Below are 22158 nucleotides of genomic sequence, written 5' to 3'. Positions count from 1 at the left end.
CTCCGGGGGTTGCGACTGCAACGTGGTCGCAGCCCCCGGCCCATCATCGTGGCCTCACCCGCCCTGTGGCAGGGGCCACATTCCCCCTAGGCTTCGAGAACAAAGGACCAACACCGCGATGACCCCCGGAGCGACCATGTCCGACGAGACCCTGTCCAACCTCCTGCACGAGAAGCGCACGTTCGCACCGCCGGCCTCCCTGGTGGCTGCCGCCAACGTGACGCAGGCCGACTACGACGAGGCCGCGCGTGACCGCCTCGCCTTCTGGGCGAAGCAGGCGCAGCGCCTGACCTGGGCCGAGCCGTTCACCGAGGTCCTCGACGACTCGAACCCGCCGTTCTACCGCTGGTTCGCCGACGGCAAGCTCAACGCGGCGTACAACTGCGTCGACCGGCACGTCGAGGCCGGCAAGGGCGACAAGGTGGCCCTCCACTGGGTCGGCGAGCCGCTCGAGGACACCCGCGACCTGACGTACGCCGACCTGCAGCGCGAGGTCTCCAAGGCGGCCAACGCCTACGAGTCGCTCGGCGTCGGGGCTGGTGACTGCGTCGCGATCTACATGCCGATGATCCCCGAGGCGATCGTCGCGATGCTGGCCGCGGCCCGCATCGGCGCGATCCACACGGTCGTCTTCGGCGGCTTCTCCGCCGAGGCGCTCGCCGCCCGCGTCGAGGACTGCGGCGCCAAGCTGATCGTCACCTCCGACGGCGGCTACCGCCGCGGTGCGGCCTCGGCGCTCAAGCCGGCCGTCGACGAGGCGATCCAGAAGGTCGAGGCGGTCTCGCCGGGCCAGGTGGAGAACGTCCTCGTCGTGCGTCGCACGGGGCAGGAGGTCGCGTTCGACCCGTCGATCGACACGTGGTGGCACGAGACGGTCGACTCCGCCTCCGACCAGCACACCCCGGAGGCGTTCGAGGCCGAGCACCCGCTCTACGTCATGTACACCTCCGGCACGACGGGCAAGCCGAAGGGCATCAAGCACACGACCGGCGGCTACCTCACGCAGGCGGCGTACACGCACTGGGCGCAGTTCGACCTCAAGCCGGAGACGGACGTCTACTGGTGCACGGCCGACATCGGCTGGGTGACCGGCCACAGCTACATCGTCTACGGCCCGCTCGCCAACGGAGCGACGCAGGTGCTCTACGAGGGCACGCCCGACGCCCCCGAGCGCGGCCGCTGGTGGAAGATCATCCAGGACTACAAGGTCTCGCTCTTCTACACCGCGCCCACCGCGATCCGGTCGTTCATGAAGCAGGGCGACACGGTGCCGGCGTCGTACGACCTCTCGTCGCTGCGCGTCATCGGGTCGGTCGGCGAGCCGATCAACCCCGAGGCGTACGTCTGGTACCGCACGGTCATCGGCGGCTCCGGCAACGGTGGCGAGGGCACCCCGATCATCGACACCTGGTGGCAGACCGAGACCGGCGCCACGATGATGACGCCGCTCCCCGGTGTCACCGCGGGCAAGCCGGGCTCGGCGATGCTGGCGGTGCCCGGCATCGAGGTCGACGTCGTCAACGACGAAGGCGTCCCGGTCGGCGACGGCCAGGGCGGCTACCTCGTCGTCACCTCGCCGTGGCCCTCCATGCTCCGCACGATCTGGGGCGACGACGAGCGCTACGTCGACACCTACTGGTCGCGCTTCAAGGAGCAGGGCTACTACTTCGCCGGCGACGGCGCGAAGAAGGACGAGGACGGCGACATCTGGGTCCTCGGCCGCGTCGACGACGTCATGAACGTCTCCGGCCACCGCCTGTCGACGACCGAGATCGAGTCGGCACTGGTCTCGCACCCGATGGTCGCCGAGGCAGCAGTCGTCGGCGCCACCGACCCCGACACCGGCCAGGCCCCGGTCGCCTACGTGATCCTCCGCGAGTCCGCCGGCGACGGTGGCGCGGACATCGCGAAGGTGCTGTCCGACCACGTCCGCAGCGAGATCGGTCCGATCGCGAAGCCGCGCCAGATCATGATCGTGCCCGAGCTGCCGAAGACGCGCTCCGGCAAGATCATGCGCCGCCTGCTCCGCGACGTCGCCGAGAAGCGCGTCGTCGGCGACACCACCACGCTGGCCGACGCCGGGATCATGGATCTCATCGCCGCCGGCGCCGCCACCTCCACCGAGGACTGACCACCGCCGTTTCCTCCGTACGCCGAAGCCCGGGTCCCGTCCGCCGAGACCCGGGCTTCTGCGCGCCCCGACCCGGGTCGGGCACGCCCGGATCATTACCTTGGACGCGTTGTCTCGTTGAGCCTTCGTCCACGCACGTCGCGACGGAGGAAACGCCCATGAGCGCAGCAGCATCCCTGGCCCACCAGCTCGGCGCCGAGCCGCCCACGGGGCTCTCCCTGTCCGAGGCGGACACCGGGCAGCTCGCCGCGCTCATCAAGGAGGCCCGCCGGGCGCAGGGTGCGGAGCTGGAGGCGTCGCTGCGCAAGGCGCTCGAGATCGTCCCGCGCCCCCTGCGCGGCACGGTGCGGAAGGTGGTCGGCCTGTGAGCACCACCGAGACCCGCGTCGAGATCACCCGCCTGGCCTCCCTCCTCGCCTGCCCCGAGGAGTCGCTCGCCATGCTGGCCGACCAGCCCGTCGACGTCCTCAAGGAGCTGCGCGACAAGCTGACCGACCGGCTCTTCGACGCCAACCGCGACATCCTCGTCGGCCTCGCCCGTACGACGAAGATCGTGCCCGGCGGCGTCGCCGCGAAGATCGCGACCGTGGCGTTCCCGCCGCAGCTCGCCGCTCGCGTCGCCGGCGTGATGGAGACCGATGCGGCGGTCTCGCTGGCCAGCCGGGTTCCCGTGCCGTTCCTCGCCGACATCGCGCCGAAGCTCGACCCGCGGCGAGTCACCTCGATCCTCCACAAGCTGCCGCCCCAGCTCCTCGTCGATGCCGGCAAGCTGCTCGGCGAGCGCGCGGAGTACATCGCGATGGCCGACTTCGTCGCGGTGCTGCCGCTCGAGCAGATCGGCCGCACGCTCGGGGTCCTCTCCGACGAGGCGCTGGTCCGCACCGGCCAGGTGATCGAGGACCCGGCCCGCCTGGCCGCGATCCTCGAGCTGATCCCCGCCGGGCGGCTCCCCGGCATCGCCGAGACCGTCCGCCTCCTCGACGCGGGCGACCTCGTCGACCGGGCCGGGCCGCACCTCTCCGCCGAGGGCCGCGCCCGGCTGTCGGAGGCCTTCGGCTCCGTCCTCGGCTGAGGACGCCCCTTTCGGGGTACCGGTGGCACGACCGCGGCGTTCGCCCGCGGCCGGCCCCAAGGAGACCCATGAGCACGCCCGGCCTCGACGCCCTCGGCACGGCCCTGCACGCCACGCCCGCCCCGGGGCTGGAGGAGCTGCCGGACGAGCAGCTCGCTGACCTCGCCCTCCTGGTCACGACCGCGGAGGAGACGCAGCGTCTGGAGCTCCATGCCTCGCTCGACGAGGCCCTGGGAGTCGTCCCGCGGCCCGTCCGTGCCGCCGTACGCCGGGCGGTGGGGCTGTGACGACACTCGAGCAGCAGGGCGAGCTGGTCCGGATCGCGCGGTTGCTCCGCGTCGACGTGGCGCGGCTCGGCGACCTGGCCGAGCTGTCGGCCGCGACGCTGCGGGCCTTCCGCGACCAGGTCACCGAGCGGCTGTTCGAGGCCGACCGGTCCCAGGTGGCGGGCATCGCCGCGGCGACCGGCCTGCTCCCCGGCGGCATCGCGGCGCGCATCGCCGAGGCGGTCTTCCCGGCCTCTCTCGCGGCCCGCGTCGCCGGGCTTCTCGGCACCGACCAGGCCGCTGACCTCGCCGGCCGGCTCTCCCCGGCGTACCTCGCCGAGCTCGCGCCCCACCTCGACCCGCGCGAGGCGGGCTCGCTCCTCGCCGGCCTGCCGACCGAGGTCGTCGCGGCAGCAGCGCGGCACCTCGCCGACGCGGGCGACTACCTCGCGATGGCGGACCTGGTCGCGGAGATGCCGCTGCCGATGGTCGCGGCCGCGCTCGAGGTCATCGACGACGTGACGGTCCTGCGCACCGCCCTCTGCTTCACCGAGCCCGCGCGGCTGGCCGAGGTCGTGGAGGTGCTCCCCGACGTGCGGCTCGAGGGCCTCCTGCGCGCTGCCTCGGTGGAGGACGCCTGGGCCGGCCTCCTGCGGGCGCTTCCGCACCTCACGGACGAGGCCCGTGAGCGGCTCGCCGCCAGCGCCGAGACGCTCGGTGACGGCCTGCTGATCGAGGGGCTCCTCGCCGCCAGCTGAGCGGTCAGAGGAGCCGGCGACCCCGGCGGTAGGCGAGCCCGAAGACCACGGCGGCCAGCAGTGCGACGCCGATGCCGCCGTACACCGCCACCTTGCGCTCGTCGCTCCACGGCCACTCCGGCGCCGGGAAGTCCCGCGTCGGCTGGTCGAGCAGGTCCACCGCGACGCTCATCGCGGTGATCCGGCCGTCACCCTGGTCACTCCTCGCGAGCCGCGCCACGACGTCGTACGACGAGTCCCGGGCGCCGCCGGGCGCCGACATCACCACCAGGGAGGTTTCGCCGCCCGTCCAGTCGCTGCCACCGCGGCTGCGCCGCACGTCGTGCGCAGCCGTCACGAGCGTCACCACATGGTCGTCATCGGCCCAGCCGACGGGCTCGATGGTGGCACCTTCGGGGTAGCGGTCGGCCGGGAGCTTCGCGTGCAGGACCTCGGGCACCGTCTCGATCCGACCGACGAGGTCCGATCCTCCTCCGAGTCCTCGGACGACCCAGCGGAAGAAGAGCGCGTCCTGCCGAGGCTGACCGGTCGCGAGCGCGACGCTGCGACCGGAAGGGCTCACGGCAGCCGCAGTCCCCGGGACGCCCGACATGACGTCGGTGACGTCGGTCGACTGGCCCTCGCGGTCGACGCTCTCCCAGCCCGAGTCGGTCGTCCACGAGACCGTGCCGTGGTCGTCGATGACGAGCTGCTCCGAGCCCGCGCGATCGAGACCGACCAGCTCACTCGTCGTCGCGCCGCGAGCGATCCGTCCGGCCACGAGGTGCGTCGACCCGGCCTGGCCCTCGGTCCAGACGTCCGTCTCTGCGCCGTACCAGACGATCCAGCGGCTGTCGGGCGACCACCTGATCGTGCCGACCGCGACCCCGTGGCCGCCGGACAGTCCGACAGTGCGCACCTTTCCGGTCTCCAGGTCTGCCACCCGGACGCCGGCCGCGACCACGCCCTTCTTGTCGGTGCCGAGCGTCCGCGGGTCGTACCAGCCCCAGGCAAGCTGGCGGCCGTCAGGCGAGAGCGCGAGCGGCCCGCCCTCCACCACCCCGCTCGCAATGTTGCTGCCCACCCAGCCGGGCAGCTTGAGCAGGTGGTAGGCCCCATCGGCCGCGGTGATGACCACGGGGAGGGGTCGCTCACCACTCGTGAAGGCGACGGACGCCCGTCCGATCGCGAGATCGCTCTCGGCCAGCTTCGGATCCCAGGCCACGTCATGGCCCGTGGCAGGCAACTGCTCGAGGCGCGCTGGAACGTGGTGGATCACCGACGGCACCGCCTCGCTGCGCGAGGAGACAGGAGGCGCCTCGTGCCGGCCCGGCCCGGCCAGCAGCACGCCGAGTCCGCCCAGCGCCACCAGGACGGAAAGCACCGCACCACCGGCGACCACCCGGTCACGGCGGCGGGCACGGCGCCCGCGGTCCCAGACATCACGGGGTACGACGGCAGGCGGCGCGGCCTCACCCATCCGCAGCAGCTCGTCGCGCAGTGCGTCGGTCATGGGGTCACTCCGATCAGCTCGGACAGCTCGGGGGCCAGGGTGCGCAGCCGCGCGAGGGCCTGGCGGGTCGTCGACTTCACCGTGCCGGCGGAGACGCCCAGGGCGGCAGCGGCCTGCACCTCGGTGAGGTCCTCGAAGTAGCGCAGCACGAGCACCGTCCGCTGCTTCGGCGTCAGCCGCGCCAGCGCCTGCTCGAGGGTCAGCCGCAGATCGGGCGCGGCACACGGCGCGGCGACGTCCAGCGACCCCAGCCCGCTCTCGGCGTACTTGCGGCGTCGCCACCACGACACGTTCTGCGTGTAGAGCACCCGCCGGACGTACGCCTCGGGCGCGGTCTCGATCCGCTCCCAGTGGCGAGCGGCCTGGAAGAGCGCCGTCTGCAGCAGGTCCTCGGCGAGGTGGTGGTCCCCCGTCAGCAGGTACGCCGTGCGCGACAGCGCCGCCGTACGTGCGGCGACGAAGGCGTTGAACTCTGCCTCGGCGTCGGTCATCGGGACCCCCTCTCACCCCAGTAGACGCAGGCGGGAGCCGGTTCGGGGGTCATCGTCGGGCAAGTTTCTCGCGGAGCCTGCGCAACTGGTGGGACCAGACGCGAACAGCCCCCACCCGAAGCGGGCAGGGGCTGTCAGCAGCAGGGATCAGCGGGCGCGACGGCCGAGGCGCTCGATGTCCATGATCACGACGGAGCGGGGCTCGAGGCGGAGCCAGCCGCGCGAGGCGAAGTCGGCGAGCGCCTTGTTGACGGTCTCGCGGGAGGCGCCGACCAGCTGGGCGAGCTCCTCCTGGGTGAGGTCGTGGTGCACGTGGACGCCGTCGTCGGCCGTGCGGCCGAAGCGGTCGGCGAGGTCGAGCAGCGCCTTGGCGACACGGCCGGGGACGTCGGAGAAGACCAGGTCGGCGACGACGTCGTTGGCCTTGCGCAGGCGCGTGGCGAGCTGCGCGAGGAGCGAGTGGGCGACCAGCGGGCGGCCCTCGAGCCACTTGAGGAGGTCCTCGTGCGACAGCGACGCGAACGACGCGTCGGTGACGGTCGTGACCGTGGCCGAGCGCGGGCCCGGGTCGAAGAGGGAGAGCTCGCCGAACATCTGGCCGGGGCCGAGGATGGCCAGCAGGTTCTCCCGGCCATCGGACGAGGTGCGGCCGAGCTTCACCTTGCCGTCGAGCACGATGTAGAGCTTGTCGCCCGAGTCGCCCTCGTGGAAGAGGATCTCGCCGCGGCGAAGGCGGGACTCCGCCATCGACGCGCGCAGGGCGGAAGCGGCCTCGTCATCGAGGGCGCTGAAGAGCGGAGCCTGACGCAGCACGTCGTTGTCCACATTTCCTCCATCGGGTCAGCCACACACGGGGCAGGCGAGTCTCGCCCGCAGAATACCGTGCGGGGTGTCACATGTGGATCCAACCACACAAGACACCTCGCCTTCCTCCTCCGCCCGCTCGACACCCGTCCCCGTAGGCTGTCGCCGTGCCCGACACCGCCCTCGTACGCCGCGCCCGCAAGGTCGATCGCGTCCTCGGCGAGACCTACCCGGACGCGAAGTGCGAGCTCGACTTCGACGACCCGTTCCAGCTCCTCGTCGTCACCGTCCTGAGCGCGCAGACCACCGACAAGCGGGTCAACAAGGTCCGCCCGGTGCTCTTCGGTGCCTACCCGACGCCCGCCGCGATGGCCGAGGCCGACCGCGCGAAGCTCGAGGAGATCGTCGGCCCACTCGGCTTCTTCCGGGCCAAGACGGAGTCCCTCCTCAAGCTGAGCGCGGCGCTCGTCGAGCGCTACGACGGCGAGGTCCCCGGCCGCCTCGACGACCTGGTGACGCTGCCCGGCGTGGGCCGCAAGACCGCCAACGTCGTGCTCGGCAACGCGTTCGACGTCCCCGGCATCACCGTCGACACCCACTTCGGGCGCCTCGTGCGCCGCTTCGGGTGGACCGACGAGACCGACCCGGTCAAGGTCGAGCATGCAGTCGGCGCGCTCTTCCCCAAGCGCGACTGGACGATGCTCTCCCACCACGTCATCTGGCACGGGCGCCGGATCTGCCACGCCCGCAAGCCCGCGTGCGGTGCGTGCCCCGTGGCCCGCTGGTGCCCGGCGTACGGCGAGGGGCCGACCGACGCGGCGGAGGCGGCGAAGCTGGTCCGCGCGGAGGGGCGCGCATGAAGCGCCTCGCGGCCGTGGCGGCCGTGGCGACGGCGGCGCTCGCGACCGGCTGCACGGCCTCGAGCAACCTGGGCCAGCGCAAGGTCGACGTCGACACCCCCGCGCTGCGCAGCGCGAAGGCCGCCGCCCACGTCCGGCCCTGCGTCGAGCCGACGACACCGGTCCACGACCAGGGCAAGGCCGGCCTCCCCGACCTCACGCTCCCCTGCCTCGGCGGCGGCACGCCCGTCGACCTCGCGCGGCTGCGCGGGCCGATGGTGATCACGTTCTGGGCGAGCTGGTGCGGCCCGTGCCGTCGTGAGCTGCCGATCTTCCAGCGTTTCGCGAAAAAGCACGCGGGCCGCGTCGCCGTGCTCGGCATCGACTACAACGACGTCAACCCGGCAGCCGCTCTCGAGCTGATCCGCACGAGCGGCGCGACGTTCCCGCTGCTGGCCGACACCGAGACCGCGACCGCCCAGAAGGGCGGCCTGCCGATCTCGCTGCTGCCCACCCTCGCCTTCCTCGACGCCGACGGCGAGCTGACGCCCTGGGGCGGCGGGGACTCCGGCGTACGCGTGAAGCCGATGGAGATCCGGTCGCTCGCCGAGCTCGAGACGCTGGCGAAGGCCCACCTCGGCGCCGATGCGCTGGCCCCCGCGACGTCCCGCGCCGCCCGGCCGACCCCCTCCCCGACTCCCACGTCGAGCGCCGGATGAGCGGCCTGCCCGACTGGCTGGACCCGGTCGCCACCTCGCTCGACACGGTCAGGGCCAGCGACCTGACCCGGTTCAGCGCGCCCGACGACGGGCCGTCGCCGCGCGAGGCAGCGGTGCTCATGCTCTTCGGCGAGGGGCCGGGCGGTCCTGACCTCCTCTTCACCGAGCGCTCCCACACGATGCGGTCGCACCCCGGCCAGATCTCCTTCCCCGGCGGCAGCCTCGACCCCGACGACGAGGGGCCGGTCGCGGCCGCCCTGCGCGAGGCCGAGGAGGAGTGCGGCCTCGACCCCGCGGGCGTCGAGGTCTTCGGCGCGCTGCCCGAGATCTGGCTCCCGCCGTCCAACTTCGCGGTCACGACGGTCCTCGGCTGGTGGCGCGAGGAGTCGCCGGTGCGGGTCGTCTCCCCCGACGAGGTCCACGCGGTGCTGCGCGTGCCGATCGACGTCCTCCTCGACCCGGCGATCCGCGTGACGATGGTCCACCCGATGGGCTTCCGCGGCCCGGGCTTCCTGCTGCCCGACGGCGGCGTGCTGTGGGGCTTCACCGCGGGCCTGGTCGCGCGGCTGTTCGACCACGTCGGGTGGACACGCCCATGGGACGAAGAGCGCGAACACCCTGTCGAGGAGTGGATGATCATCGGACGCGGTAATGAGGGGCGGCCGATGCCGGCCTACCCGGCGCCCAACTCCGAGTTCCCCGAAGGCCCCCGATGAACTTCCTCGACTGGCTCCTGCTGATCCTGCTGGCGGCCTACGCGCTGTCCGGCTACTGGCAGGGCTTCATCACGGGAGCGTTCGCGACCATCGGCCTGCTGGCAGGCGGCTTCCTCGGCATCTGGCTGGCTCCGCAGCTGCTCGGCGACGCCTCGCCCGGCCTCTGGGTCTCGCTCGGCGCGCTCTTCGTCGTCATCCTCTGCGCCACGATCGGCCAGGCCCTCTTCCAGTACGTCGGGGCGCGGGTGCGCGCGAAGATCCACTGGCAGCCCGTGCGGGCGCTCGACGCGGTCGGCGGGGCCGCGCTCTCGATGGCGGCCGTGCTGCTCGTCGCCTGGGCGCTCGGTGTCGCGATCTCCGGCTCGCGGCTCGGCCCGGTCACGCCGGTCGTGCGCGAGTCGAAGGTGCTGCGCGCCGTCGACCGGGCGCTGCCCGACCAGGCGTTCCAGGGGCTCCAGGCGTTCAACGACGTCGTCGGCACGACCTTCTTCCCGCGCTACCTCGAGCCCTTCGCCCCCGAGCGGATCGTGGCGGTCGACCCGCCCGCGCCCCAGGTCGTCCGCGACCCCGACGTGCAGCGCGCAGGCGCCGCCGTCCTCAAGGTGCACGGCAACAACTCCTGTGGCCGCGGCGTCGAGGGATCGGCGTTCGTGATCCGCGAGGACCGGCTGATGACCAACGCCCACGTGGTGGCCGGCGTGACGGAGCCGAAGGTGCTCGTCGGTGACCGCACCGTCGACGCCACCGTCGTCTACTACAACCCGGAGGTCGACATCGCGGTGCTCGCGGTGCCCGACCTCGGCATCAAGCCGCTCCACTTCGGCGGCGGCGCGCAGCCCAACGCCAAGGTGGCGATCCTGGGCTACCCGCTCGACGGCCCGTTCAACGTGCAGTCGGCGCGCGTCCGCGCCGAGCAGAAGCTCCGCTCGCCCGACATCTACGGCGACGGCTCGGTGCTGCGCGAGGTCTACTCTCTGCGCGGCCTGATCCGGCCCGGCAACTCCGGCGGCCCGCTCGTCGACACCTCCGGCACCGTCGTCGGCGTCATCTTCGCCGCCTCGGTCTCCGACCGCGACACGGGCTACGCGCTGACCCCCGAGGCCGTCGCCGACGCCCGCGACCGTGGCATCGCGGCCACCCAGCAGGTCAACACCGGCGGCTGCGCCGGCTGACCCGGCGGGTGCGCCGGCTGACCCGGGGCGGCGCAGACCTGCACGCCCGACGTGAAACCTCGGAAATGTCACAGGCGGCCCGACCGTCACCGTGACAGTCGGGCCGCCTGGCCGAGCCGCTGCTCGGAAGCTCAGTGCTTGAAGGCCTTCTTGTTCTGCTTGGCCTGCGCGATCGCGCGCTCGGGGCCCTTGACCTTCTTGACGCTGCGGATGCCGAGGAAGGCGAGCAGGCCGGCCATCAGCAGGTAGAAGCCGGTGACGATGAGGAACGACCACTTCAGCGAGAGGCCGTGGCCGTCCCAGTTGATGAGGTACGCCGCCGTCACGGAGAAGATGATCAGCGCCATCAGGCCCATGAACGCGGCGACCGCGAAGAAGACCGCGCCGAAGCCGCCCGCCTTGAGGCTGACCTTCAGCTCCGCCTTCGCCAGCTGGATCTCCGCGGAGATCAGCTTGGAGATGTCGCGCTGGGCGTCGACGACGAGCTTGCCGATCGTCGGCTCGTCCTTGAGGGGCACCATCGGGTTCTCAGCCACAGATCCAGGTCTCCTGTGCGTGGGGCGGGTCGATTCGCGACTCTACACACCCGGGGTGCCCACCCAGCTCAGCCCTGATGCGCGACCATCCGGTGGGCACGGCTCCGCCGCCACAGGAGTACGCCGGCGAGCAGCGCCGCGATCGTCGAGGCGGCGAGGACGGCCGTCTTGGCCGCCTCCCGCGCCTCGCCGGTGAAGGAGAGCTCGGAGACCAGCAACGACACCGTGAAGCCCACGCCCGCCAGCACGGCCACGGCAGCGACGTCGCGCCAGCGCACGTCGTCGTCGATCTCGGCGCGGGTCAGCCGGCAGAGCAGCCACGAGCCGCCGAAGACGCCGATCGGCTTGCCGAGCACGAGGCCGAGCACGACGCCGATCACGACCGGGTCAGTGACGAGGCCGGCGCCGCCCGACACGGCCACGCCCGCGGACATCAGCGCGAAGACCGGCACCGCGAAGGCAGCCGACAACGGGTGGAGCTGGTGCTCGAGGAACTCGGCGGGGCTGACCAGCTCGCCCTCGTCGCGGCGTACGCGGGTGAGGAGGCCCAGCGCGACGCCGGCGATGGTCGCGTGGATGCCGCTCTCGTGCATGAACCACCACGCCCCGATCGCCAGCACGATGAAGACCAGCCAGAGCTGGATCCGGAAGTGCTGCAGCAGCCACCAGCCGAGCAGGCAGGCGGCAGCGAGCGCGAGGGCCCCGAGGTGCAGCGAGGAGCTGTAGAAGACCGCGATGATCGCGATCACGATCAGGTCGTCGACGACCGCGAGCGTGAGCAGGAAGGCCCGGAGCTGGGGCGGGAGCGACGAGCCCACGACAGCCAGGACCGCGAGCGCGAAGGCGATGTCGGTGGCGCTCGGGATCGCCCAGCCCTCGGCCCGGCCGTCCGCGCTGGTCAGGTTGACGACCGTGTAGAGGATCGCCGGGACCGCCACCCCGCAGGCGGCCGCCACGATCGGCACGACAGCGTCCGCGATCCGCGAGAGCGACCCGACGACGAACTCACGCTTGAGCTCGAGCCCGGCCACGAAGAAGAAGAGCGTCAGCGCACCGTCGGCCGCCCACTGCTCGGCGTTGAGCGGCCCGAGGTCGAGGTGGCGGAGGTCGGCGTACGCACCCGACCAGGGGCTGTTGGCCCAGACGACCGCGACGAGCGCGGCGGTCAGCGCGAGCGCACCGCCGACGGTCTCCTGGCGCAGGAAGTCGCCGACGGACGAGCGGTCGGTCGCGGTCAGGTCGGGCAGGTAGCGAAGGCGCATCAGGCGGCGCATGGAGCTCCTCGGGGTCGGTGGGGCGTCACCGCCATGACCGGCGGGCCGACCAGACTTCCCGGCACTCCGTGGCCAACCCTAGCGGGCGAGGTGGGCCAGCTGGGCGCGCACGCTGAGCTCGGCCGCACCCCACAGCACGGGGTCGACGTCGCGGTAGACGTGCTCGACGACGCGCGACGGCGTGAGCATCGCGCCGCTGCCAGGCTCGAGGTCGAGGTGCGTGAGCGCCTCCCGCAGCGTGCCGCAGCCCGAGAGGTCGAGGAGCGCCTGCTCCACCTGGCCCAGCCGGTCGCGCCGGTGGGCGATGTAGAAGTCGAGGGCCCCCAGCGCGTCGTCGATGACCGGACCGTGGCCGGGCCAGATCGAGGTGATCTCCCGCGAGGAGGCGAGCGCGTGGAGCCGGTCGAGCGAGTCGAGGTAGGCCCCGAGCTGCCCGTCGGGGTGCGCGACGACCGTCGTCCCCCGCCCGAGCACGGTGTCGCCGGTCAGCACCGCCGCCTCGGACGGCAGCCAGAAGCTGAGCGAGTCGGCCGTGTGACCCGGGGTCGCGACCACGCGGATCTCGAGGTCGCCGACCGCGACGACATCACCGTCGCCGAGTCCTTCGGAACCGAGGCGGTACGCCGGGTCCAGCGCGCGTACGCCGCACCCCACACGCTCCGCGAACGCCCGGGCCGCCTCGGAGTGGTCCAGGTGGTGATGGGTGAGCAGGACGGCACGGACGTCTCCGGCGACCTCCGTCACCCGGTCGAGGTGCTCGGCATCGAGCGGCCCCGGGTCGATCACGACCGAGCCCGAGCCGGCGCTCAGCACCCAGGTGTTGGTGCCGTCGAGCGTCATCAGGTTGGCGTTGGGGGCGAGCACGCACTCGCCGACCGCCCCGAAGCTGCCACCGGTCCAGCTCATCGCGCCGCCACCAGCTCGAGCGCCCGGGCCGCGACCGCGCGGAACCGCTCGGGGATCACCAGCGTCTCGCTCTCCAGGTCGAAGACCGGCTCCGTCATCGCCCACGGCAGCGCCCGTGCGATCGCGAGCGCGGCGTCGGTAGACGTCGCGTCGTAGAGCTCCGCGAGGGTGACGGCGGTGGGCGGGAGCATCAGCATCTCCCCTGCGCCGACCGCCGCGAGTGCGTCGCCGATCGACCACCAGGCGACCTGGTCGGACTCGGTGGAGACGTCACGCGTCACCTGCCCGGCCGGGAGCGCCGCGACGAAGAACCACGTGCGGTAGCGCTTCGGCTCGAAGGTCGGCGTGAGCCAGCCGCTCAGGCCCGCCAGCAGGTCGGTGCGGAGCACCAGCCCGCGCCGGGTCAGGAAGTCGGCGAACGAGAGGTCGTGGGACTCCAGGGCCAGCCGGTCGGCCTCCCAGTCGTCGCCGGTGGTGTCGGCGACGACCGACGACGCGGTGCCGGCGAGCAGCACGCCCGACTCCTCGAACGTCTCGCGCACCGCGGCGCAGACCAGCTCACGGGCCTCCTGCTCCGGGCAGCCGAGACGCTGCGCCCACTGCGCCGGGGCAGGCCCCGCCCAGAGCTCGTCGGAGAGGTCGGCGTCACGCGGGTCGACCCCTCCACCGGGGAAGACCGACATGCCCGCCGCGAACGCCATGCCGACGTGGCGGCGGAGCAGGTACGCCTCCAGGCCTCCGGGCGCAGCCACGCCGTCACGCACCAGCACGACGGTCGCCGCGGCGCGCGGCTCGCTCGGCGTACGCCGGCCGTCGGCGTACTCCCGGGCGATCTCGACGAGGTGCGGCGGCAGCGTGCGCGGGTCCATGGGACGGGTCAGTCGGCGATTTCGACGAGGATCTCGACCTCGACCGGCGCGTCGAGCGGCAGCACCGGGACGCCGACCGCGGAGCGGGCGTGGATGCCCGCGTCGCCGAACGCCGCGGCGAGCAGCTCCGAGGCGCCGTTGGCGACGCCGGGCTGGCCGGTGAAGTCGGGCGTGGAGGCGACGAACGCGACGACCTTGACCACGCGCACGACCTTCTCGAGGTCGCCGATGACCGACTTGACCGCGGCGATCGCGTTGAGCGCGCACTGGCGGGCGCACTCGGCGGCCTGCTCGGGCGTGACGCCGTCGCCGACCTTGCCGGTGGCGATCAGGGAGCCGTCACGCATCGGCAGCTGGCCGGCGGTGAAGACCTGGTTGCCCGAGCGCACGGCCGGGACGTACGCCGCCACGGGGGGCACGACGTCCGGGACGGTCAGCCCGAGATCGGCGAGACGCGCCTCGACCGTCACGGCTCAGCCCTCCAGCGGGCGCTTGAAGTAGCCCACGAGGTTGCCCGAGCCGTTGTCGGTGATGGTGACGAGCTCCCAGCCGTCCTGGCCGAAGTTGTTGAGGATCTGGCCCGCGACGTGGTTGAGGACGGGCGCCACCTGGTATTCCCACTTGGTCATGGGTCGAGGTTAGTCACCCGCGCCGACGGCGCGTCAGGCGCGGGTCGCGCGCGGGTCGCGCGCGGGGCAGCTACGGCTTCGGGCGGACCGGGTGCCGGCTGGTGATCGAGACCCGGTTGAAGGCGTTCATCGAGATCGCCAGCCACGACAGCGCGGCGAACTCTGCGTCGCTGAGCACCTCACGGACGCGGTACTCGATCGCGAGCCGCTCCTCGGGTGCCGGCAGGGTCGTGATCGCCTCGGCCAGCTCGAGCGCGGCCCGCTCGGTCTCGTCGAAGAGGCCGGTCTCGCGCCAGGCCGGGAGCACCCCGAGCCGCCGCGCGGTCTCCCCTGCGGCGAGCAGCTTCGTGGTGTGGACGTCGAGGCAGTACGCGCAGCCGTTGAGCTGCGAGACCCGCACGCTGACCAGCTCGACGAGGAGCTTCGACAGCCCGGCCGCGGACGCTGCTTCGGCGACGAGGTCGGCGGCGCCCCGCATCGCGGCGTACACGTCGGGGTTGGCCTTGTCGAGGTAGTGGGGCTTCACCCGCCCATCATCGCCCGCGCGCGAAACCGTGACGAAGTCGGCCGCCCTTCCCGCGCCCGACCCGCGGGGCGCCCGCTAGTGTCGGGCGCGTGAGCACGAGCGACAAGGCGAAGGTGCGACTCCACGTCGTCACCGGCAAGGGCGGCACCGGCAAGTCCACCGTCGCCGCCGCCCTCGCGCTCGCGCTGGCCAGCACCGGCAAGCGCGTCCTGCTCTGCGAGGTGGAGGGCCGCCAGGGCATCGCCCAGATGTTCGACGTGCCGCCGCTGCCCTACGAGGAGCGCCGGATCGCGACCGGCCTGCTCGGTGCGAACGGCGAGACGCCCGGCGAGGTGCACGCGCTGCACATCGACGCGGAGTCGGCGTTCCTGGAGTACCTCGCGATGTACTACAAGCTCGGCCGCGCCGGCCGTGCCCTCGACCGCTTCGGCGTCATCGAGTTCGCGACCACGATCGCGCCGGGTGTGCGCGACGTGCTGCTGACCGGCAAGGTCTTCGAGGCGGCCAAGACCGAACGCCGCAAGGGCACGTCGTCGAAGGACCGCCTCGGCTACGACGCGATCGTGCTCGACGCACCGCCGACCGGCCGGATCACCCAGTTCCTCAACGTCAACGGCGAGCTCGCCGGCCTGGCGAAGGTCGGCCCGGTCAAGGCGCAGGCCGACACCGTGATGACGCTCTTCCGCTCGCCGCAGACGGCCGTCCACCTGGTCACCGTGCTCGAGGAGATGCCGGTGCAGGAGACCGCCGACGGCATCGCCGAGCTCCGCGCCGCCCACCTCCCCGTCGGTGGCGTCATCGTCAACCTGGTCCGCCCGCGCGACCTCTCCTCCGAGACGCTCGCCTCGATCACCGACGACACCGTCGACCGCTCCGCGGTCGCGGCCCGCCTGCGCGAGGTCGGCGTCGCCGCTGACGACGCGGTCGTCGACGGACTGCTCGCCGAGGCGCGTGACCACGCCGAGCGCCGCGCGCTCGAGGACAGCCAGCGCGCGCTCGTCGCCGGCATGGGCACCGCGACGTACGAGCTGCCGCGGATCGCGGGCGGCGTCGACCTCGGTGCGCTCTACGAGCTCGCCGGCATGCTCCGGGAGCAGGGACTGGCATGATCACCCCACTCGATTCCCCGCTCCTCCGCTGCGCTCCCCCGCACGCAATCGATCGGGGACCCCGATGAGCCGACAGACACCGACGAGCCGCCCGGCCGACACCAAGGTGCGCCGCGGCCCCCTCGCCACCCCTCCCGGTACGCCGGCCACCACGCCGTCGCTCGACATCGACGCCCTGCTCACCGACCCGGAGACGCACATCCTCGTGTGCTGCGGCTCCGGCGGCGTCGGCAAGACGACGACCTCCGCCGCCCTCGCACTGCGCGCTGCCGAGCTCGGGCGCAAGGTGGTCGTGCTGACCATCGACCCCGCCCGCCGCCTCGCGCAGTCGATGGGCATCGAGCAGCTCGACAACACCCCGCGCCCGGTGCCCGGCGTCGGTTCGGCCGGCGACGCCGCGGCCGGGGGCAGCCTCGACGCGATGATGCTCGACATGAAGCGCACCTTCGACGAGGTCGTCGAGGCGCAGGCCACGCCCGAGAAGGCGAAGGCGATCCTGGAGAACCCCTTCTACATCGCGCTGTCGAGCTCGTTCGCGGGCACGCAGGAGTACATGGCGATGGAGAAGCTGGGCCAGCTCCACCGCGACGCGCGCGCTGCCGGCACCTACGACCTGATCGTCGTCGACACGCCGCCGTCGCGCTCGGCGCTCGACTTCCTCGACGCCCCCGAGCGGCTCTCCAGCTTCCTCGACGGACGCTTCATCCGGCTGCTGCTCGCGCCGGCCAAGGGGCCCGCGAAGGTGATGGGCGCCGGCTTCTCCCTCGTCGTCAGCGCGCTCACCAAGATCATCGGCGCCCAGGTGCTGACCGACCTCAAGATGTTCGTCACCGCGTTCGACACGCTCTTCGGCGGCTTCCGCCAGCGGGCCCAGCAGACGTACGCGCTGCTCCAGGATCGCGGCACGGCGTTCCTCGTCGTGGCGGCTCCCGAGCCCGACGCGCTGCGCGAGGCGGCGTACTTCGTCGAGCGGCTCACCGGCGACCGGATGCCGCTCGCCGGCCTGGTGGTCAACCGGGCCAGCCCGCTGCCGGCCGGCAACCTGTCGGCCGACGCCGCGATGGCTGCGGCGGAGAAGCTGCGCGACGGCGACGCCGACTCCGGCGACGAGCTCACCGCAGGCCTGCTGCGCCTGCACGCGGACCGCGTGCGGATCGTCGAGCGCGAGCGCACCCTGCGCTCACGCTTCGCGACCGCTCACCCGGGCGTCGCCACAGCGGTCGTCCCGGCACTCGCCGGTGACGTCCACGACCTCGACGGCCTGCGCCGGATCGGTCAGCTCCTCGCCGACCAGGGCTGAGGCTGCGTCAGACGCCGACGCGGTCGGCGGACTTGGCCGCCCGCAGGACCTCGGCCCAGGAGGCGCCGGGGTTGTTGCGGATCAGGGCGCGACGCTCGCGCTCGGTCAGACCGCCCCAGACGCCCCACTCGATGCGGTTCTCGAGGGCCTCGGCGAGGCACTCCGAGCGGACGCGGCAGCTCGAGCAGACCTGCTTCGCCTTGTTCTGCTCCGCGCCCTTGACGAAGAGCGTGTCCGGCTGGGTGTCGCGGCAGGCTGCCTGCCCCGACCACTCGTCAACCCACATGTGCTGACCCCGATCCGAGAGTGGGGCCCGTTGGAAGGTCCCCGTATCTGTCCCCACTGGAAAGGTAGGTCTGGACAGTTGGCCTAACCAGACACGACTCAACCAGTACCGGGTAGTCACTTCGGACTAGTCCGAAGTGACCTGTCCGCGTCCTCACGTACTCTGACGCCATGTCTGACCCCCTGGACGACGACCGGATTCCGCCCAACCAGGTGCTCGCGCACCTGGGTGTGATGGCGATGGTCGCCGCCGTTCTCGGCATCGTCGTGGCCGGCCTCGCCATCCCGTTCGCCGGCGTCCTCGGCTTCGCCGCCCGCGACGTCTCCGACTCGATGAACAACCTGCCTGAGTCGCTCGAGACGAAGCCGCTGGCCCAGGCCTCGCGGATCGTCGCCAAGGACGGCACGCCGATCGCGACGCTCTACGACGAGAACCGCGTCAACGTCCCGCTCACCCAGGTCGCCACCGTGATGCGCCAGGCGATCATCTCGATCGAGGACTACCGCTTCTACCAGCACGGCGCGATCGACCTGAAGGGCACGCTGCGCGCGCTGGCGACCAACTCGGCCGCAGGCGGCACGGTCCAGGGCGGCTCGTCGATCACCCAGCAGATGGTCAAGCTGACCCTGCTGTCGCAGGCGAAGACCAAGGCCGAGCAGCGGGCCGCGACCGAGCAGAGCGTCGCGCGCAAGATCAAGGAGCTCCGCTACGCGATCGCCTTCGAGGAGGAGCACTCCAAGGACTGGATCCTGGAGCGCTACCTCAACCTCGCCTACTTCGGCGACGGCGTCTACGGCGTCCAGGCGGCCGCGCGCCACTACTTCTCCACCGACGCCAAGCGCCTGACGCTGCGGCAGGCCGCGCTCCTCGCGGGCCTGGTGAAGAACCCCGTCGGCTACGACCCGACGCGCAACCCCAGCAAGGCGTTCGACCGCCGCAACATCGTCATCGAGCGCATGGCGCAGCTCCACGTCATCCCGGTCGCGAAGGCGAAGGCAGAGGCGAAGAAGGGCCTCGGGCTCGACATCACCCCGAGCCGCAACGGCTGCATGTTCAGCCGCGCGCCGTTCTTCTGCGACTACGTCGTCAACTACCTCCTCAAGGACCCGGCCCTCGGCGCCTCCCGCGAGGAGCGCAAGGCACTGCTCCAGTCGGGCGGCCTGACGATCAAGACGACGCTCGACCCGCGCTTCCAGGACGCCGCCGACGAGGCCGTGCAGCGCTACGTCTACCCGACCGACAGCGCCGTCGGCGCGATCGCCCTCGTCGAGCCGGGCACCGGCGCGGTCCGCGCGATCGCACAGTCGCGCCCGATGGGCCTCAAGGCCGCGCGTGGCGAGTCGATGATCAACTACGTCGTCCCTCCGGAGTACGGCGGCTCGGGCGGCTTCCAGCCGGGCTCGACGTTCAAGGCGTTCGTGCTGGCGACGGCGATCCGCGACGGGATCCCGTTGACGACCACCTTCAACTCGCCGCCGCAGCTCTACACGAACCTCGCCGACTACGCGAACTGTCCCGGTCGCGGCAACTTCGTCGGCAGCCACGTCTGGCACAACGCCGGTGGCGAGCAGGGCGGCAACCGCAACCTCTACACGGGCACCGCGGGCTCGATCAACACGTTCTACGCCCAGCTCGAGCGGAAGACCGGCGTCTGCAAGCCCTACAAGCTCGCCAAGGCGATGGGCGTCGGCCTCGACAACCCGGGCAACGAGCTCGTCCCGACCTTCACCCTCGGCGTCGGCCTCGCCTCCCCGCTCGAGATCGCGGAGGCCTATGCGACGTTCGGCGCGCGCGGCGAGCACTGCGCGTCGCGCCCGGTGACGGCGCTCCTCGACAGCAACAAGAACGTCGTGAAGTCGTACCCCAAGCAGTGCTCGAAGGTGCTGCCCACCCCGGTTGCGGACGCCGTCAACGACGTGCTCCAGGGCGTCTTCAAGCCCGGTGGCACCGGCTACGGCCTGCCCGTGCTCCAGCCGACCGCCGGCAAGTCCGGCACGACCAACGAGTCGTTCGCGACGTGGTTCACGGGCTACACGCCGAACATCGCGATGTCGGCGATGATCGCGGGCGTCAACTCCGCCGGCCACCCCGACAGCCTCAACGGCCACTCGATCGGCGGTCGCTACATCGGCAACGGATCCGGTGCCGGCACGACCGGTCCCATCTGGGCGGCGGTCATGACGGCCATCGCGCCGTTCCTGCCCGACATCCCGTTCCACGTGCCGTCGGCCGAGGACATCAAGGGCGTCATCGTCACGGTCCCCGCGGTCTACGGCCAGAGCCCGGAGCAGGCGCAGAAGACGCTCGAGGACGCCGGCTTCACCGTCACCATCGCCGGCGGCCAGGTCGACTCGAGCTACCCCCAGGGCACGGTGGCCTACACGAGCCCGGGCTCCGGCGCGACCACCGGCAGCGGCAGCCTGGTGACGATCTACATCAGCGACGGCACGCCGCCGCCCCCGCCGCCGAAGCCGAAGCCCACGAAGAAGAAGAAGCAGTCGGCGACGGCGACGCCCACGACCACCACCAAGCCGGGTGGCGGAGGCGGCGGGCACCACTAGCCGCAGGCTGGCCTGCCACGCACGAAGGGCGCGGATCGACGAGATCCGCGCCCTTCGTCGTACGTCGTGGGGTCAGGAACCGAGCTGCTTCTTCACCTCGGCGGCGACGATGCTGCCGTCGGCGCGGCCCTTGACCTGCGGCTGGACCAGGCCCATGACCTTGCCCATGGCGCGCATGCCCTCGCCCGCGGCACCGGTCTTCTCGACGGCGTCGGCGACGATCTTCGCGATCTCGTCCTCGGTGAGCTGCTCGGGCAGGTAGGTCACGATGACCGCGAGCTCACTGCGCTCCTTGTCGGCCATGTCGGCCCGACCGCCCTCGTCGAACGCCGCAGCAGCCTCGCGACGCTTCTTCGCCTCCGTGGTGAGCACGGCGAGGACCTGCTCGTCGCTGAGCTCGACGCGGTCCTTGCCGGCGACCTCTGCGGCGCCGATCGCGGTCATGATCATGCGGAGCGTGCCGGACGTCTCCTTGTCACGCGCCTTCATGGCGGTGGTCAGGTCGGTGCGGAGCTGGTCCTTGAGTCCCATGCCGGCCATTGTGGCAGCCTTGAGCGCATGTCCCGCAGCGGTTATCGCCTCGCCTCCCGTGTGATCGGCGGCGGCGTGGTCGCCGGCGCCGCCCTCGCGACGTACGCCGCGTGCGAGGCGCGCGCCTACACGGTGCGCCGCGTGACCGTCCCCGTGCTCCCGGCGGGCAGCGAGCCGCTGCGGGTGCTGCACGTGACCGACTTCCACGTGACGCCGGGCCAGCACAAGAAGCAGGAGTTCGTGCGGTCACTGGTCCACCTCGACCCGCACCTCGTCATCAACACCGGCGACAACCTCGCGCACATGCAGGCGGTGCCCGCGGCGCTCGACGCGTTCGCGCCGCTGCTGGAGCGCCCGGGCGTCTTCGTGCTGGGCTCCAACGACTACTACGACCCGGGGCTGCGCAACCCGGTCAGCTACCTCCTGCCCGACACCGGCAAGCGCAACCTCGACCGCCCGAAGCTGCCGTGGCGCGAGCTGGTCCGCGGCTTCACCGATGCCGGCTGGCTCGACCTCTCCAACCAGCCGGGCCGGCTGACCGTCGGCGGCACCGACATCGCGTTCGCCGGCGTCGACGACCCCCACATCAACCTCGACGACCTCACGTCGGTGCCCCCGGCCCCCGCCGACGCCGACGTCCGGCTCGGCGTCGTCCACGCGCCGTACCTCCGTGCGCTCGACCGCTTCACCACGCAGGGGTACGACGCGATCGTCGCGGGCCACACGCACGGCGGCCAGGTCTGCCTGCCGTTCTACGGCGCACTGGCTACCAACTGCGACCTCGAGCCTGCACGCGTGAAGGGCCTGAACCGCCACCCGGCCGACTCGCGACCGGGCGACCCGGAGTCGGCCTGGCTCCACGTCAGCGCGGGTCTCGGCACCAACCCGTTCGTGCGGTTCCGGGTCGCGTGCCGCCCCGAGGCGACGCTCATGACGCTCGTCCCCCGCTGAACCGGACCCGATTTCAGGCCGGGCCTCAGAACCCGCTATGCTCCCTTGCTCGTGAGCCCACGTGGTTCACGATCGGGCTGTGGCGCAGTTTGGTAGCGCGCTTCGTTCGGGACGAAGAGGCCGCAGGTTCAAATCCTGTCAGCCCGACAGGTCGAGGGGCCGGATCCGCAAGGGTCCGGCCCCTCACTGCATTTCCCCGTGGCCATACCTCCAGCACCGG

25 protein-coding genes and 1 tRNA gene are annotated in these 22158 nt (G+C 72.1%); 14 read left to right on the top strand and 12 right to left on the bottom strand.

Going from position 1 to position 22158, the window contains the following annotated elements; all coding sequences use genetic code 11:
• The first annotated feature begins 136 nt into the window (after positions 1 to 136).
• The 5 genes from acs to IEX47_RS11555 all read left to right on the top strand — a co-directional run bounded on the left by acs (position 137) and on the right by IEX47_RS11555 (position 4227).
• Positions 137 to 2131: an acetate--CoA ligase gene (gene acs, locus IEX47_RS11575; protein WP_188784161.1), complete on the top strand. Its 1995-nt coding sequence runs from the start codon at positions 137 to 139 to the stop codon at positions 2129 to 2131.
• 158 nt (positions 2132 to 2289) lie between these two features.
• The gene (locus IEX47_RS11570) at positions 2290 to 2499 is read left to right on the top strand and encodes a hypothetical protein (RefSeq protein ID WP_188784160.1); all 210 of its coding nucleotides are present in this window, start codon (positions 2290 to 2292) and stop codon (positions 2497 to 2499) included.
• Complete coding sequence (locus IEX47_RS11565; RefSeq protein ID WP_188784159.1) at positions 2496 to 3203, top strand: hypothetical protein; 708 nt, start codon at positions 2496 to 2498, stop codon at positions 3201 to 3203. Before IEX47_RS11570 ends, IEX47_RS11565 begins: the two co-directional genes overlap by 4 nt.
• 68 nt (positions 3204 to 3271) lie before the next feature.
• Positions 3272 to 3490 (top strand): hypothetical protein, encoded by a 219-nt coding sequence (locus IEX47_RS11560; RefSeq protein WP_188784158.1) that lies wholly within the window; start codon positions 3272 to 3274, stop codon positions 3488 to 3490.
• A complete protein-coding gene (locus IEX47_RS11555; RefSeq protein ID WP_188784157.1) occupies positions 3487 to 4227 on the top strand; it encodes a hypothetical protein in 741 nt (246 codons plus the stop codon). Before IEX47_RS11560 ends, IEX47_RS11555 begins: the two co-directional genes overlap by 4 nt.
• Before the next feature lie 4 nt (positions 4228 to 4231).
• Here IEX47_RS11555 and IEX47_RS11550 read toward each other — a convergent pair whose 3' ends face one another.
• The 3 genes from IEX47_RS11550 to IEX47_RS11540 form a co-directional block, all read right to left on the bottom strand.
• Positions 4232 to 5719, bottom strand: coding sequence for a WD40 repeat domain-containing protein (locus IEX47_RS11550; RefSeq protein WP_188784156.1), 1488 nt, complete (start codon positions 5717 to 5719; stop codon positions 4232 to 4234).
• Entirely contained in the window at positions 5716 to 6210 is a 495-nt protein-coding gene (locus IEX47_RS11545) for a SigE family RNA polymerase sigma factor (RefSeq protein WP_188784155.1), read from the bottom strand. Before IEX47_RS11545 ends, IEX47_RS11550 begins: the two co-directional genes overlap by 4 nt.
• Positions 6211 to 6357: 147 nt before the next feature.
• Positions 6358 to 7035, bottom strand: coding sequence for a Crp/Fnr family transcriptional regulator (locus IEX47_RS11540; RefSeq protein WP_107700928.1), 678 nt, complete (start codon positions 7033 to 7035; stop codon positions 6358 to 6360).
• A 146-nt stretch (positions 7036 to 7181) separates the two neighbouring features.
• Between IEX47_RS11540 and nth the strand changes: the two genes are divergently transcribed.
• Genes nth through IEX47_RS11520 form a run of 4 tightly spaced genes read left to right on the top strand, consistent with a single transcriptional unit; the run spans position 7182 to position 10460 of the window.
• Positions 7182 to 7874 carry an endonuclease III gene (gene nth, locus IEX47_RS11535; RefSeq protein ID WP_188784154.1) on the top strand — a complete coding sequence of 231 codons (693 nt, stop codon included), beginning with the start codon at positions 7182 to 7184 and terminating at the stop codon, positions 7872 to 7874.
• Positions 7871 to 8572, top strand: coding sequence for a TlpA disulfide reductase family protein (locus IEX47_RS11530; RefSeq protein ID WP_188784153.1), 702 nt, complete (start codon positions 7871 to 7873; stop codon positions 8570 to 8572). The genes nth and IEX47_RS11530 overlap by 4 nt, the downstream gene beginning before the upstream one ends.
• Positions 8569 to 9288, top strand: coding sequence for an NUDIX hydrolase (locus IEX47_RS11525; protein ID WP_188784152.1), 720 nt, complete (start codon positions 8569 to 8571; stop codon positions 9286 to 9288). The genes IEX47_RS11530 and IEX47_RS11525 overlap by 4 nt, the downstream gene beginning before the upstream one ends.
• Positions 9285 to 10460 (top strand): MarP family serine protease, encoded by a 1176-nt coding sequence (locus tag IEX47_RS11520; RefSeq protein WP_188784151.1) that lies wholly within the window; start codon positions 9285 to 9287, stop codon positions 10458 to 10460. Before IEX47_RS11525 ends, IEX47_RS11520 begins: the two co-directional genes overlap by 4 nt.
• Positions 10461 to 10591: 131 nt before the next feature.
• On the opposite strand, the gene IEX47_RS11515 is transcribed toward IEX47_RS11520, so the two are convergent.
• From IEX47_RS11515 to IEX47_RS11485, 7 genes are all read right to left on the bottom strand, one after another.
• A complete protein-coding gene (locus IEX47_RS11515; RefSeq protein WP_229662824.1) occupies positions 10592 to 10996 on the bottom strand; it encodes a phage holin family protein in 405 nt (134 codons plus the stop codon).
• A gap of 68 nt (positions 10997 to 11064) precedes the next feature.
• Positions 11065 to 12270 (bottom strand): Na+/H+ antiporter NhaA, encoded by a 1206-nt coding sequence (gene nhaA / locus IEX47_RS11510; RefSeq protein ID WP_188784150.1) that lies wholly within the window; start codon positions 12268 to 12270, stop codon positions 11065 to 11067.
• Between the two features lie 78 nt (positions 12271 to 12348).
• Entirely contained in the window at positions 12349 to 13176 is an 828-nt protein-coding gene (locus tag IEX47_RS11505; RefSeq protein ID WP_188784149.1) for an MBL fold metallo-hydrolase, read from the bottom strand.
• The gene (locus IEX47_RS11500; RefSeq protein WP_188784148.1) at positions 13173 to 14045 is read right to left on the bottom strand and encodes an NUDIX hydrolase; all 873 of its coding nucleotides are present in this window, start codon (positions 14043 to 14045) and stop codon (positions 13173 to 13175) included. The genes IEX47_RS11505 and IEX47_RS11500 overlap by 4 nt, the downstream gene beginning before the upstream one ends.
• A gap of 8 nt (positions 14046 to 14053) precedes the next feature.
• On the bottom strand, positions 14054 to 14515 hold the full coding sequence (locus IEX47_RS11495) for a RidA family protein (protein WP_188784147.1): 462 nt from the start codon (positions 14513 to 14515) through the stop codon (positions 14054 to 14056).
• Positions 14516 to 14518: 3 nt separating this feature from the next.
• Positions 14519 to 14674, bottom strand: a complete 156-nt coding sequence (gene sp36 / locus IEX47_RS11490; RefSeq protein WP_120059925.1) for a Sp36 family protein — start codon at positions 14672 to 14674, stop codon at positions 14519 to 14521.
• Between the two features lie 70 nt (positions 14675 to 14744).
• Positions 14745 to 15200: a carboxymuconolactone decarboxylase family protein gene (locus IEX47_RS11485; protein ID WP_229662823.1), complete on the bottom strand. Its 456-nt coding sequence runs from the start codon at positions 15198 to 15200 to the stop codon at positions 14745 to 14747.
• An 89-nt stretch (positions 15201 to 15289) separates the two neighbouring features.
• Between IEX47_RS11485 and bagA the strand changes: the two genes are divergently transcribed.
• Both bagA and bagB read left to right on the top strand, forming a co-directional pair.
• Entirely contained in the window at positions 15290 to 16309 is a 1020-nt protein-coding gene (gene bagA, locus IEX47_RS11480) for an ATPase BagA (RefSeq protein WP_188784146.1), read from the top strand.
• Positions 16310 to 16373: 64 nt separating this feature from the next.
• Positions 16374 to 17609 (top strand): ArsA family ATPase, encoded by a 1236-nt coding sequence (gene bagB, locus IEX47_RS11475; RefSeq protein ID WP_188784145.1) that lies wholly within the window; start codon positions 16374 to 16376, stop codon positions 17607 to 17609.
• Positions 17610 to 17616: 7 nt separating this feature from the next.
• On the opposite strand, the gene IEX47_RS11470 is transcribed toward bagB, so the two are convergent.
• Positions 17617 to 17895: a WhiB family transcriptional regulator gene (locus IEX47_RS11470; protein ID WP_188784144.1), complete on the bottom strand. Its 279-nt coding sequence runs from the start codon at positions 17893 to 17895 to the stop codon at positions 17617 to 17619.
• 170 nt (positions 17896 to 18065) lie between these two features.
• Between IEX47_RS11470 and IEX47_RS11465 the strand changes: the two genes are divergently transcribed.
• On the top strand, positions 18066 to 20456 hold the full coding sequence (locus tag IEX47_RS11465; RefSeq protein ID WP_188784143.1) for a penicillin-binding protein: 2391 nt from the start codon (positions 18066 to 18068) through the stop codon (positions 20454 to 20456).
• A 72-nt stretch (positions 20457 to 20528) separates the two neighbouring features.
• On the opposite strand, the gene IEX47_RS11460 is transcribed toward IEX47_RS11465, so the two are convergent.
• Positions 20529 to 20987 carry a GatB/YqeY domain-containing protein gene (locus tag IEX47_RS11460; RefSeq protein WP_308423273.1) on the bottom strand — a complete coding sequence of 153 codons (459 nt, stop codon included), beginning with the start codon at positions 20985 to 20987 and terminating at the stop codon, positions 20529 to 20531.
• Between the two features lie 27 nt (positions 20988 to 21014).
• Between IEX47_RS11460 and IEX47_RS11455 the strand changes: the two genes are divergently transcribed.
• Positions 21015 to 21938 carry a metallophosphoesterase gene (locus IEX47_RS11455; RefSeq protein ID WP_188784141.1) on the top strand — a complete coding sequence of 308 codons (924 nt, stop codon included), beginning with the start codon at positions 21015 to 21017 and terminating at the stop codon, positions 21936 to 21938.
• 73 nt (positions 21939 to 22011) lie between these two features.
• A tRNA-Pro gene (locus IEX47_RS11450) sits at positions 22012 to 22085 on the top strand.
• Positions 22086 to 22158 lie beyond the last annotated feature (73 nt).

It is taken from the genome of Nocardioides phosphati (genome assembly GCF_014646375.1).
GTDB lineage: Bacteria > Actinomycetota > Actinomycetes > Propionibacteriales > Nocardioidaceae > Nocardioides > Nocardioides phosphati.
The sequence above is the reverse complement of the archived record's forward strand: the minus strand, read 5'-3'. Positions and strand labels throughout refer to the sequence as shown.